10 protein-coding genes and 1 pseudogene are annotated in these 12577 nt (G+C 53.1%); 4 read left to right on the top strand and 7 right to left on the bottom strand.

Going from position 1 to position 12577, the window contains the following annotated elements:
- Positions 1–155: 155 nt before the first annotated feature.
- Genes VB797_RS31315 through nikA form a run of 6 tightly spaced genes read right to left on the bottom strand, consistent with a single transcriptional unit; the run spans position 156 to position 6005 of the window.
- Entirely contained in the window at positions 156–935 is a 780-nt protein-coding gene (locus tag VB797_RS31315) for a class I SAM-dependent methyltransferase (protein ID WP_323241691.1), read from the bottom strand.
- Positions 932–1753 carry a dipeptide/oligopeptide/nickel ABC transporter ATP-binding protein gene (locus VB797_RS31310; RefSeq protein ID WP_323241689.1) on the bottom strand — a complete coding sequence of 274 codons (822 nt, stop codon included), beginning with the start codon at positions 1751–1753 and terminating at the stop codon, positions 932–934. Before VB797_RS31310 ends, VB797_RS31315 begins: the two co-directional genes overlap by 4 nt.
- On the bottom strand, positions 1750–2538 hold the full coding sequence (locus VB797_RS31305; protein ID WP_323241688.1) for an ABC transporter ATP-binding protein: 789 nt from the start codon (positions 2536–2538) through the stop codon (positions 1750–1752). Before VB797_RS31305 ends, VB797_RS31310 begins: the two co-directional genes overlap by 4 nt.
- The gene (nikC, locus tag VB797_RS31300) at positions 2531–3400 is read right to left on the bottom strand and encodes a nickel ABC transporter permease subunit NikC (RefSeq protein WP_323241687.1); all 870 of its coding nucleotides are present in this window, start codon (positions 3398–3400) and stop codon (positions 2531–2533) included. Before nikC ends, VB797_RS31305 begins: the two co-directional genes overlap by 8 nt.
- A 2-nt stretch (positions 3401–3402) precedes the next feature.
- Complete coding sequence (gene nikB, locus VB797_RS31295) at positions 3403–4368, bottom strand: nickel ABC transporter permease (RefSeq protein ID WP_323241686.1); 966 nt, start codon at positions 4366–4368, stop codon at positions 3403–3405.
- Between the two features lie 44 nt (positions 4369–4412).
- Positions 4413–6005 (bottom strand): nickel ABC transporter substrate-binding protein, encoded by a 1593-nt coding sequence (gene nikA / locus VB797_RS31290; protein ID WP_323241685.1) that lies wholly within the window; start codon positions 6003–6005, stop codon positions 4413–4415.
- A gap of 547 nt (positions 6006–6552) precedes the next feature.
- Between nikA and VB797_RS31285 the strand changes: the two genes are divergently transcribed.
- The 4 genes and pseudogenes from VB797_RS31285 to VB797_RS31270 all read left to right on the top strand — a co-directional run.
- Positions 6553–7191: a plasmid pRiA4b ORF-3 family protein gene (locus tag VB797_RS31285; protein WP_323241684.1), complete on the top strand. Its 639-nt coding sequence runs from the start codon at positions 6553–6555 to the stop codon at positions 7189–7191.
- A gap of 13 nt (positions 7192–7204) precedes the next feature.
- On the top strand, positions 7205–8602 hold the full coding sequence (locus VB797_RS31280; RefSeq protein WP_323241683.1) for an ISKra4 family transposase: 1398 nt from the start codon (positions 7205–7207) through the stop codon (positions 8600–8602).
- Positions 8603–8751: 149 nt separating this feature from the next.
- The gene (locus tag VB797_RS31275; RefSeq protein ID WP_416350958.1) at positions 8752–9666 is read left to right on the top strand and encodes an Rpn family recombination-promoting nuclease/putative transposase; all 915 of its coding nucleotides are present in this window, start codon (positions 8752–8754) and stop codon (positions 9664–9666) included.
- 1 nt (position 9667) lies between these two features.
- Positions 9668–10686 (top strand): annotated as a pseudogene (locus VB797_RS31270) (ISAs1 family transposase); the annotation flags it as partial.
- Positions 10687–10769: 83 nt separating this feature from the next.
- Here the strand turns inward: VB797_RS31270 and VB797_RS31265 are convergent.
- Positions 10770–12566, bottom strand: coding sequence for an alpha-amylase family glycosyl hydrolase (locus VB797_RS31265; RefSeq protein WP_323241682.1), 1797 nt, complete (start codon positions 12564–12566; stop codon positions 10770–10772).
- Positions 12567–12577 lie beyond the last annotated feature (11 nt).

The following is a 12577-nucleotide window of genomic DNA, read 5'->3' as shown; positions in this document are numbered from 1 at the left end:
TTTGGGCTGCATGATTGTCACTCCCTCTGGCGTATAGCCCTGATACCCCTTGTCCTGCCATAGCTTACTGCCATCGGGAAACTCATGCCCCTCCAAATCACAAATCAGCTTGTCATGCACAGTCCCCTCATAGATGTCACTCTCCTATCCCAGATTCAACGCACTGCCAGTAGAATCCGATCATCAAATCGCTGCCAGATCGTACTGACCTCTCGGAATCCCGATTCTTGCAGGGCTGCCTGATGAATGGCTAGCGTCGGCTGATACTCGGTAAATCGGGGCTGAAAGCGTCGGTTTCGTTCTGCTAACAGGTCTTTGAATTCTGCCTCCTGCCCGATCGCTTGCCACCACTGCTGCCAGTCTTCCTGGCTTCTGACCTGAAATGCCTGCTGTTCCTGCTGGGATTGCACTGCTTCAGCCAAGAGGCGACAGGTTGGCTGGTGTGGTTGGAAGTAGAGATGATCTCCGTTGAGGAAGATACCTCCTGGGCGCACAATCTGACCCAGCTTCTGGTAAAGATGCACCAGTCGATCGATTGGCAGCCAGTGCAGAGCGGTTGTGGTGAGAACGGCATCGACTTGGGTAACGCCAAGCTGCTCAATCCAAGCATCCTCGGCCAAATCTGCCTCAATCCACCGCAGCCGGTTGTCCATTGTTTTCAATACACCCTGACCAATCGCCAGCAGCACCGGGTCATAATCGATCGCAATGCCGGTGGCCTGGGGAAATCGATGCAGCAAGCGTTGGCTAATTGCACCCGGCCCGCAGGCCAGATCAATCGCGACAAACGATTCGGGCAGCAAATGAGCCAGGGTGTCGAGCATGACCTGAAACCGCTCTTCGCGATAGGGTAAATAGCCAGATTGCTGAAAATCCCAGCGCTCAAGCCAGTGGTGCCAGTCGATTTTGAGCAGATGATTAGTCATGGTGTTCATCGTGGTTTTGCAGAATGTATTAAGGATTTGCGATCGCGGGGATGGGCCGGAAGCTGAGCGGCGATCAACTGCTGTGAATAGGGATGCTGGAGTTTGCTCAAATCTAAAGAATCAGCCGATTCAACAATCGCCCCTTTGTGCATCACGGCGAATCGATCGGCGAGGTAGGCAACTGCCGCTAGATCGTGGGTGATGAATAGATAGGAGAGCTGATACTGCTGCTTGAGATCGAGCAATAGATCCAGAATTTGGGCCTGGATCGTCATGTCTAAACTGGAAACCGGTTCATCTAGGACAACGAGTTTTGGCCTGAGGGCAATGGCGCGGGCAATGGTGACGCGCTGCAACTGGCCGCCGCTAAACTGATGGGGATATTTATTGGCATCGGCAGCCGTTAAACCCACGGTTTCTAGAAGCTGAATGGTTTGCTCTGCTGCTTCACCAGCAGTTTTGTTCAGGTAGTTGCAAATCGGTTCGCCGATAATTTGCCTAACCTTCCATCGAGGATTGACGGCGCTGAAGCTATCTTGAAATACAACTTGAATCTCGCGCCGCACTGCTCGCAGTGCCTGAGATGGGATTCGGCCTAGCTCCTGCCCCTGAAACCAGATCTCGCCGCAGTCGGGCTTTTCCAGACCCAGAACCATCCGTCCCAGCGTGCTTTTACCAGCGCCGCTTTCTCCGACTACGCCCAAACAGCTCCCGGCTGCGATGTCGAGCGACACATCTTGCAGGGCAGAAATCCGCTGGGTTTTGCCGCTCCAGCCCAGTCGTAATTCATAGGTTTTAGAAACCTGCCGCACTGATAGTAGGCTCATCGTCTGACTCTCTGGCGCTGGGTTAACCGAGAAGCCAGCAGCGTTTGTGTGTAGGGATGCTGCGGATTGTCAAACAGTTGCTCGACGCTGGTTTGTTCGACTAGCTCACCGTTTCGCATCACGGCAACCTGATCGGCCAGTTGGGCAATTACCCCCAGGTCATGGGTGACAAGCAGCAGGGCACAGTGGTTTTGCTGCTGAAGCTGCTTGATCAATCCCAGAATTTGGATTTGGGTAATTACGTCTAATGCCGTGGTTGGCTCGTCGGCGACCAGCACCTGTGGCTGCAAGGAGAGCGCAATCGCAATCATGACTCGTTGCAGCATTCCGCCGCTCAGTTGGAACGGAAACTGACGCAGCACCCGCAGCGGATCGGGAAAGCCAACGGCAATCAATTGCTCAACGGCAACGGAACGAGCGGCAGAACCAGAAAGGGTACGGTGGGATTGCAGGGTTTCGATAAACTGTCGCTGGATTGTCGCAATCGGGTTGAAGTAGCTGACCGGATTTTGCAAAATCAGGCCGATTTTGGGGCCGCGAATCGAGCGCAGTTCAGCCGCCGTTAGCCCGATCAGCTCCTGCCCTGAGAGCCGAGCGCTGCCCTGAACCGCTGCTCCTGGTAGCAGGCCCAGCATTGAGAGGCAGGTCGCACTTTTGCCGCTGCCGCTCTCGCCAATAATCCCCAGCACCTGACCAGGGCATAACTGAAAGCTCACGTTTCGCACGATCGGGCGCGTTGAGAAGGCAACCTGCAACTGATTCACAGTCAGCACCGCTTCAGCCATTTTGCAATTTGGTTCCTAGAAGTTCAGCTTGCCTTTGTTGCTCCATGCGGGGGTCTAGCACGTCCCGCAGCACATCTCCAACTAGGTTAAAGGCCAGGGTTGTCAGGAAGATCATCAGACCAGGATACAGCATCAGTTCGGGCATACGGCGGAAATATTCGCGTCCGTCGTTGATCATAGCTCCCCATTCCGGTGTGGGCGGCTGGATACCTAAGCCAAGAAAGGATAGACCGGCAATGTGCAGAATCATATGGCTGACGTCGAGTGAGGCCAAAATCGCCAGTTCAGCGATTGTATAGGGCAGAATATGCCTCAGCATAATTGAGGGCTTGCTTGTGCCCGACACTATCGCCGCTTGAATAAAGTCGCTTTCTTTAACGCTCAGAACCCGACTGCGAACAATGCGAGCATAGCCTGCCCAGTGGGTTGCCGTCAGCGCAAAAATCAAATTACCCAGGCCAGCGCCCAGAATGCCCACAATCGCCAGCGACAGAATTAGGGCCGGAAAGGCTAGAAACACATCGCATAGCCGCATCAGCCAGCTATCGACTCTGCCGCCAACATAGCCAGCCGTCAAGCCGACCACCAGACTCACGGCAGTGGTGAATAGAACGACGACTAGAGAAATAGAAAGCGACACCCGCGAGCCGTAGATCAGGCGCGATAAAATGCAGCGACCGAGGTGATCTGTCCCCAACAGAAATCGGCTGCTCGGCGGCTGAAGTTTTTGCATCAGATCGACCGCCAAGGGATCATGGGGCGCGATGATGGGGGCGAACAGGGCAGTCAGGCCGAGCAGCAAAATCAGGCTTAGTCCCAGACAAGCCAGCTTATAATCTAGAAGTTTTCGCAGAATTGCCATGCTCAGATTTCCTGTTTACCAAATCGGATGCGCGGATCGAAATAGCTGTAGGTCAGGTCAACGATCAGATTCACCACAACAAACAGGACTGCGGTTAAACAGACATAGCACTGCATCACCGGATAGTCGCGATTGAGAATTGACTGGACTGCAAAGCGGCCCATTCCCGGCAATGCAAACACATTTTCTACAATTACAGTCCCTGACAGCAGATGGGCAAAGCTAAGCCCAAACACAGTGACGACTGGCAGCAGGGCATTCTTCAGCACGTATTGCACAACCACGAGTCGCTCAAATAAGCCTCTAGCTCTGGCGTACAGCACATAATTTTGGCTGAGGCTTTCGAGCATACTGCCGCGCAACAACCGGGCGTAAACTGCTGCTGGTGCCCAAGCTAGAGTTATTGAAGGCAACACCCAATCAGTGAGTGAGCCGCGACTAGTAACCGAAAACCAGCCCAGCTTAAAGCTAAACAGATACATCAGCAGAAAACCTAACCAGAAGCTTGGCATAGCCACGCCGATGTAAGCAAACAGCCGACTGATCTGATCAAACACCGTATCGCGATACAAAGCTGAAAAAATGCCCAGCGGCAGGCCCAGCGCAAAAATCAGCAGCGTTGCACAGGCTGTGAGGATGAGCGTGGTCGGAACATACTGCATCACTTCCTGCAAGACAGGTCTGCCGGTGACAAAAGATTGGCCAAAATCCAGCCGCAGCACATGCCAGAGCCAGTCGAGATACTGCACCGGCAGCGGACGGTTCAATCCCAGCTTTTCCCGCATGGCCGCGATTGCTTCTGGGGTTGCCGGATTGTTTGCTGCCCGCAGGATTACTGCCGCTGGGTCACTGGGCATGAGCTGAATTAACAGAAACGTAATCAGCGAGATTCCGAGCAGTACCGGAATCAACTGTAGAATGCGTCGGACAACGTAGTGGTTGGTAAGTTTCACAAAGATTCGATTCACGGTTGAGCCTCTCCCCAGCCAGCTGAGAGCGGAAATGAAACCGGCTATGACTTACTGAGCTTGCTCAGCGGCACCTGATTTGCCTGAGGCATGAATTCAAACCCGGCTAGATTCTTGTGCAAGACGGCAATGTTTGTGGAGTAGGAGATCGGCAGATAGACCGCCTGTTCGTGCAGCGTGGTCAGAATTTCGCGATAAAGCTGCTGGCGCGGCGCTTCCTCGGTTGTAAGCAGCACTTCCCCAATCTTGCGGTCGATCTCAGCTTTCATAGGTAGCCCCTGCTGAGCCGCATAGTCCGCGTGGGACGGCACGCGCATCGAAGATACCATTGCCTGAGGTTCGTAGGGCGGCCCCCAAGTGTCGTTAAAGATCAGGTTGAACTCGCCGTTTGCTTGGCGATCGTTCCAAGACTGCTCTTCTTCTCCCAATAGCTTCACCTCAATACCCACGGCCTTCAGGTCGGCTTGAACGGCTTCGGCGATCGCCTTATCGACATTGTTTTCGCCGCTAAAGGACAGATCCAGCGTCAGGGGCTGACCGTTTTTCTGGCGAACAGCTTGGTTATTAGCCTGGGTCCAGCCTGCCTCGTCGAGCAGGGTCTTGGCCTGGTTCAAATCGTAGGCATAGGGTTGCAGGCCAATGTCGGCATAGGGCACTTCAGCCGAAAAGTAGGTATCAGCTTTTTGCTCAGTGTCGTAGAAGATCGCGGCAATAATGGCGTCTTTGTTAATGCTGTGCTGAATCGCCTGCCGCACTTTTAGATCTTTGGTCGGTCCCCGGTTGGAGTTGATCGCAACCGCCCGCGTATTCAGGGGCGGCGATACATCTGCCGTATACTGATCTGAATCGCGGAGCTGCTTAAACGAATCAAGGCTAATTTCACCGTTGCCATAAATCAGATCAATCTCGTTGTTCTCAAATGCCAGCACCCGCGTTTCGCCTTCGGGAATAATTTTGACCGTGACTTGCTCAACAGCAGGTTTCTGGCCCCAGTAGTTTTCATTGCGCTTAAAAACAGCCTGGGCGTCTTTCTTGTAGTCGGCCAGCACCCAGGGACCAGTGCCAATCGGAGCTTTGATGCCCTCGGCAGTTGTGCCGCTATCGGGGAATGCTTTGGGCGACAGAAAACGCACCGGACGAATCAGCGTTAGTTCTTGTAAAGCCGGATAATAGGGTGTCTTCAGATACATCTGCAAGGTACGGTCTCCCTGGGACTCCACCCTGTCAATCGCCTCGATTAGCCCTAGCCAATCATGCTCCTTGCGGTTTTGCAGCACTTGGTCGAAGTTCGCTTTGGCAGCAGCAGCATCAAACGGCGTGCCGTCTGAAAACTGAACGCCCGGTCGGAGCTGAAAGGTAATGAGCTTACCGTCTGGTGATACCTCCCAGCTTTCGGCCAGCGCGGGTTGAAGCTTGCCGCCCCGGTCGTAGCTGACCAGCGGCTCATAGATCAGATCCTGAGCAAACATCTGACTAGGGCCATACAGATGCGGGTTGAGCGGCCCAACATCCTGCGACCAGGAAAAGGTGAGTATTGGAGATTTAGGAGCCTGAGTTTGGGGCTGGGCGCAGCTAGGCAGGATGATCAGGGCGGCAACTGCAACTGCAAGTAGAGCACGGACAACATTCTTTCTCATAAGCGGAGGAGTGAGATGAATAGGGGGCTTATTTTCAACTACCTGACTTGAATCAGAATGTTAATCATGGCTCAATTTTGGTTTACTTCAATAGTATTAATACCAATTTTCCATGAGTCCACACAGAATGATTTCCCTGCTGACATAGGCTTCAGCCATATGTTTTCTATGCAGCTTTACATAAAATTGGTAATAAGAGCCTTGATTGAGGTAAAAATTCTAGATTTTTTGTGGAACGAGCTGAACACATTAATCATTCGGTTCAAAATAATACTTTTTAATCAGAGGGTACACAATCCAGGGGGGGGGTATATAGCTAAGCTTGGAAAATAAATTTTATATTTTCTTAAGATAAACGGAGATCGACTTAAAGGGGTTAGAAGAATGGCCTGAGGGAATTCGTTGAACATCTGCACGAAAGCTCATCTAGCGGTGGATACTGCACAGAGACTGATGAGAAGGCTCTATTAAGAAAGCCTTTTCTAAAAATGTTTTGAGGGCTGTGGGAGAGTGGGAAAAACCGGGGGAACCGGCGTAGAATCAAGCAATGCCGCTTTCTGTTCCTCCTCCTGCCGAGATCTATCAGCTGAAAATCGCCCTTATTGGCATCAGCCCCTTAATCTGGCGACGGCTGTTGGTGCATTCAGCCAGCAGCATCGCTGAGCTGCACCACATCATCCAGATCGCAATGGGCTGGGAAGACATCCACCTGCATCGATTCATCATCCACAGTCAGCATTACGGCCTTTATCGGGCAGGTGGCATCTGCTTTGACTCTGACCCCCAGCAAGTCAAGTTGAGCCACTTTGGCTTTCGCCGCAACGAGAAGTTTCGCTACGACTACGATTTTGGCGATGCTTGGCAGCACGAGATTCGAGTTGAAGCGATTCTGCCTGTAGCAGCCAATCAGCTGTATCCCATCTGCACCGCAGGCAAGCGCTCAGCCCCACCTGAAGATTCTGGCGGCGTTGACTGCTATCTGGAGCGGCAACAAGCCGCACCCATAGTGGCGCTCGACCTGCTATCAGATTTCTTAGCGCATGGCACACCGCTCGAAGCAGTTGAGCAAGCTACAGTGCGAGAACTGTTACCTTGGCTGAATTTGGAGCAGTTTGAGCGTCGGGCTGTGAACCGTCGGCTGCGCCTGTATGCTGAAGGTGATGAGGCATGGCGCATACAGCTCTAGAGTGGAGGAGACAATGAACGTCAAATTGCAGATCGTGATTGAGTCAGAACCGGGTGGGTTGCCGATCATTCAAGAAGTGGCTCAATTTGAGCGGGCAGGATTGCAGCCTGCCACGTTAGGTTTAGCGCTCTCTGAAGCCAAGTCTATCCTCCAGAGCGTTCAGCAAGCCCTAGTCGAGCAGCAGGTATCAGGGTATCTGGCTCAACAGGCTGTCTGTCAAGATTGCGGTGAACAACGAGTTTGTAAAGACCGCCGTGGCATCGTCTACCGCAGTCTGTTTGGCAAGCTGAACCTTCAGGGCAGCCGATTGCTTCATTGCGCCTGTCAGGCTCACTCGACGAAAAGTTTCAGTCCATTATCCGAGCTTTTGCCAGAGCGCAGTTCGCCTGAATTGCTGTATCTAGAATCCAAGTTTGCCTCGCTGATGTCCTATGGTCTGAGCGTGCAGCTGTTGGCAGAGCTGTTGCCGATTGGAGCCAGTCTGAATGCCGCATCGGTACGACAGAATCTCCATCAGGTAGCTCTACAGCTAGAGGCAGAGCTGGGCGAGGAGCAGTCTGTATTCATCGAAGGTTGCCCAGATGAATGGGCAAAGCTGCCGCGTCCTGAGTTGCCGTTGACAGTCGGGATTGATGGGGGCTATGTTCACTCAAGCGAGCAGACCTCCAGGCAGGACGGCTGGTTTGAAGTGATTGTAGGCAAAAGCATCCCTGCCTCTGGGAACTCGAAAGTGTTTGGCTTTGTGCAGACCGTTGAGCAAAAGCCGAAGCGTCGGCTATTTGAGGTGATGCAGTCACAGGGAATGCAGATGAATCAGCAGGTGACGTTTCTCTCTGATGGTGGGGAGAGCGTCAGGGAGCTACAGCTTTATCTCAACCCGAATGCCGAGCACCTGCTGGACTGGTTTCACATCACGATGCGGCTGACAGTGATGCAGCAGATGAGCAAAGGGCTAGAATCAGCCCAAGGGGAGCTGAAGGCTGGGGCAGTGGCAGCATTAGAGCATATCAAGTGGAATCTGTGGCATGGCAAAGTATCACGAGCGCTCCAGTGGATTGAAGATTTAGCAGTAGATCTAGATACAGCAGAAACCGATGAGAAGCAGAGGAAGCTATCAAAGCAGGTTCAAGAGTTTGAGGTTTACATTCATCGTAATCGAGCTTTTATTGTCAATTATGGTGAGCGGTATCGCTATGGGGAGGTGATTTCCTCAGCGTTTGTGGAGTCAACGGTGAACCAGGTGGTGAGCAAACGGATGGTGAAAAAGCAGCAGATGCGGTGGAGCAAGAAGGAAGCACATTTGCTGTTACAGATCCGCAGCAAAGTGCTCAATGCAGAATTGCAACCAGCTTTCAGGCGGTGGTATGCGGGCTTTGCTGTCGAGGAGGTGGAACCTGTTCTGGCAGCTTGATTCCCCTGGTTTTTCCACTCTCCTACTCCCAAGCAGAGTAGATATGCAGATTTGATACAAAGACTTCAGCTTTCACGCAGAAATCACCCCGCCATCCGTCCAGTTCTGAGTACAATTGAACGCATCCCGCCCAGCCCCGGAGCCTGCCCTTGCCCTTCGACAACGTTTGCAAATCCCTCGCCGAGCAATATCCAGCTAGCTTCGTCCGCTGGCTGCTCAACGCCAACCCCGCCGATATCCAAGTCCTCAAAACCGAACTCAGCCTCGAACCCATCCGCGCCGATGCCCTCACCCTGCTGCAAACCGCCAACCAAATCCTGCACCTAGAATTTCAAACCACGCCCGAATCCAACCCGCCCCTGCCCTTCAGAATGCTCGACTACTGGGTGCGCCTCCACCGCCAATATCGCTGCGAGATCGTCCAAATCGTCCTTTTCCTCAAGCCCACCGACTCCGAAGCCGCGCGCATCAACCAGTTCCAAGCCAGCAACACCCAACACCGCTACCGCGTCCTGCGCCTCTGGGAAGAAAACCCCGCGCCGCTGCTTGCAGACCCCGTCCTGCTGCCCATCGCCGTCCTCGCCAAAACCAACTCCCCACCCCAGCTGCTCGAACAAGTCGCCAGCCAAATCAGCCAAGTTGCAGAATCTAGCCAGCAGCAAACCCTATCCGCCTACGCTCAGCTGCTAGCGGGGTTAAAATTTGAGCAAGAGCTAATCCACCAAATCTTCCGGAGGGACGTGATGCGAGAGTCTGTAATTTATCAAGAGATCTACCAAGAAGGTGAACAGAAGGGCAGGCAAGAAGGCAGGCAAGAAGGCAGGCAAGAAGGCAGGCAAGAAGGCAGGCAAGAAGGCAGGCAAGAAGGCAGGCAAGAAGGCAGGCAAGAGGGTGAAGTAGCCTTATTGCTGCGCTTACTCAACCGCCGCTTGGGTGACCTCTCACCTGATTTGCAAACCCAACTCCAAGCGCTGGCCATCGAACAACTAGAAGCGCTGGCCGAAGTTCTGCTAGAGTTTGCGACCTTAGACGATCTCCAAATCTGGCTGCAAAACCACCGCTAATTCCTACGGCATCGCCAAACGAGAATGGCTGGAAACCTTCTTGGAACTACCCAATGGTATCCCCTCTCATGACACCTACCCTTCGGGAAGCAAGCTAATGAGCGAATGTTTGCTTGGCTGCGCCCGGAACAATTACAGCAATGTTTTTTGAACTGGGTACAAGCCGTGTTTAACATCACCGATGGACAATTGATTAATCTAGATGGCAAAACGCTACGAGGCAGTTACGAGCGTGGCGGTAAACAAGGCATGATTCACATGGTCAGCGCCTGGGCAAGTCAGAATCGACTGGTGCTAGCTCAGCGAAAGGTGGGCGAGAAGTCGAATGAAATTACAGCGATTCCAGAACTTTTGCAGGTGCTCAATCTCAACGGAGCTGTGGTCAGTATTGATGCCATGAGATGTCAAACGCAAATCGCGGCTCAAATCGTTGCTGAGCAAGGTGATTATGTCCTGGCGCTGAAAGGGAATCAAGGCGATCTCCATCAAGATGTCCAGCAACTGTTTGACCATGCCCACCGCCAGAACTTTCGAGACATTGAGCATGACTTTTATCAGACGCAAGAGCAAGGACATGGGAGGCAAGAAATTCGGCGCTATTGGGTGATGGGAAAAACAGAATATTTAGTCGGGGCTGAGAACTGGGCGAAGTTAACGACGATTGGCTGCGTGGAATCGCAGCGACAAGTGGGGGATAAAATAACGAGTGAAAAGCGCTACTATCTGCTGAGTTTACCGCTGGATGCGACAGGTTTTGCGACTGCGGTACGAGGTCACTGGGGCATTGAGAATCAACTCCATTGGATCTTAGATGTGGGATTTCGAGAAGACCAATCCCGTGCCACTCAGGGCTATTGTGCGGAAAACTCAGCGGTGATTCGTCATCTCGCGGTCAATCTATTAACTCAAGAGAAGTCTGCCAAAGGCGGCACCCGTGCCAAACGACTCAAGGCGGGCTGGGATAATCGTTATCTCACCAAGATTTTGGCTCAAGTCCCGACTCCCTCCCGCAAATTATGAAGAAACGTGTGCGTTCGCCCTAGAACTACCCCTATTTAATTTGACAGGCGACAGATTTCTACCTAAAGGCCAACTCAGCAAACTTATTGTGAAAAGATCAGCACGCTATAGGAGCCGATCGCAACTGCCGCATGATAAGGGAGACCGTCATAGCCTCCTGCCCTGGCGACCAGATCACGGCTCGGATGATTTTTGAAATCGTCACTATAGCCCTGCCAATCGCTGTTGAATCGGAGATTCCAGACTCCTGCGGACGGAAAGCCAATCACATAGTCATCCTGTGCACCATGAAAGAAGTTGGCGACCACCACCACATCGTCTGCCGCTCCGCCTTGATCCCAGCGGTGAAAAGCAATCACCTTACGCTCGTCGTCCAGGTGATAGACTTGAGTGAATTGACCGCAGAGACCGCGCGTGAAGCCGTCGCGGTTACGTCGCAGCCGCACGAGATCACGGTACAGCCGCACAATGCCATGAAACTCGCTGCGCTGATCCCAATCGACCGGAACCGCATCGCGGAACCAGCCGCCTTCTAGGAATTCCTGCCCTTGGAACAGCAGAGGAATGCCTGGAGCGGTAAAGACCATTGCGGCAGCCAGCGTTGAACGTTTCTTGGCATACCAACTCTTCGGATCATTGGGGCTGATCTCTTGAGGCACGCGCGCTTTGCCGTTGGCCACCTCATCGTGCGATTCGCTGTAGATCACCCGGTCAAAGGCATCATCGTTGTAGCGATAGTAGATGGCATCGCGGATGGCCGTCAGCGAACGCTGATTGTCTTGTGATGTGATGACCGCTTGGCGAATCGGGTGAACAAACATCGCGTCCCACTGCGAGTCAAACCCAGCTCCGCCAGCCCCCACATCTTTGGTGAGCCACTCGTTATTTTTGAGATCCTCGGCAATGGTGATTCGGCCAGCAAATTTTTGCGCGATCTGACTGTTAATCCATTGGAGTAGGCTCCAGCCGTCTGGCAAGTCTTGGGCACCGGAGTCGTCCACTTTGCGAATAAACTGGGTCGCGTCGAAGCGGAGACCGTCAACGTGATATTCCTCAAGCCACATCAAAACGTTATCCAGTAGATATTGGCGAACCTCGCCGCGTCCATAGTCAGGCCGGGTTTCTCCCCAGGGCGTGTTAGCGCGGTTATCGTTGTAGAAATAGATACCGCCGCGATTGTGCTCACTCCAGCCGTCAAACTGCCAAAGATCGAGATCGCTGGGGCCAAGGTGGTTGTAAACCACATCCAGAATTACCGCAATGCCCTGCTGATGGGCGCGCTTGATAAACTGCTTGAAGGCTACCGGGCCGCCGTAGTCGATCTCTACCGAGAAGATATGAGCTGGGTTATATCCCCAGGAGCGGACTCCAGCAAACTCGCTCACCGGCATGATCTGGACGGCGTTGATGCCAAGTTTTTTTAAATGACCCAGACGGGTCGCTGCTGAGGCAAACTGCCCCTGATGGTTGACCTCTTTGGGATCGGTTTGGTCATTGAATGTACCAATATGCAGCTCGTAGATCACGAGTTCATGACGCGGCGCCAGCTGGAAATTGTCGCCTTGCCAGTCGAAGTACGGATCATGAACGATGGCGTTACCGACTGAGCTAGTTACCTCACGGGCATAGGGATCAATGCGCCTGAACTCGCCTTGCGGCGTGGACAGCAGAAAGCGATACTGATCGCCAGCTCTAGCCTCGCTTAAGTTGGCATACCAGTACCCGTCCGCCTCAGCCTGCATCGGATGTTTACTGCCGTCCCAGTCATTGAACGATCCGATCACAGATACTTGCTCCGCGTGCGGTGCCCATAAGCGGAAGGCAACGCCCTGCGGATGCAGAATTGAGCCCATGCCCTTGATCTTGGTTTCGTCGCTCATGGTGGCTCCAC

This window comes from Rivularia sp. UHCC 0363 (assembly GCF_034931125.1).
In the GTDB taxonomy this organism is placed as follows: Bacteria; Cyanobacteriota; Cyanobacteriia; order Cyanobacteriales; family Nostocaceae; genus Rivularia.
Note: the sequence above shows the minus strand (reverse complement) of the source record. Positions and strands in the feature narration are given on the sequence as shown.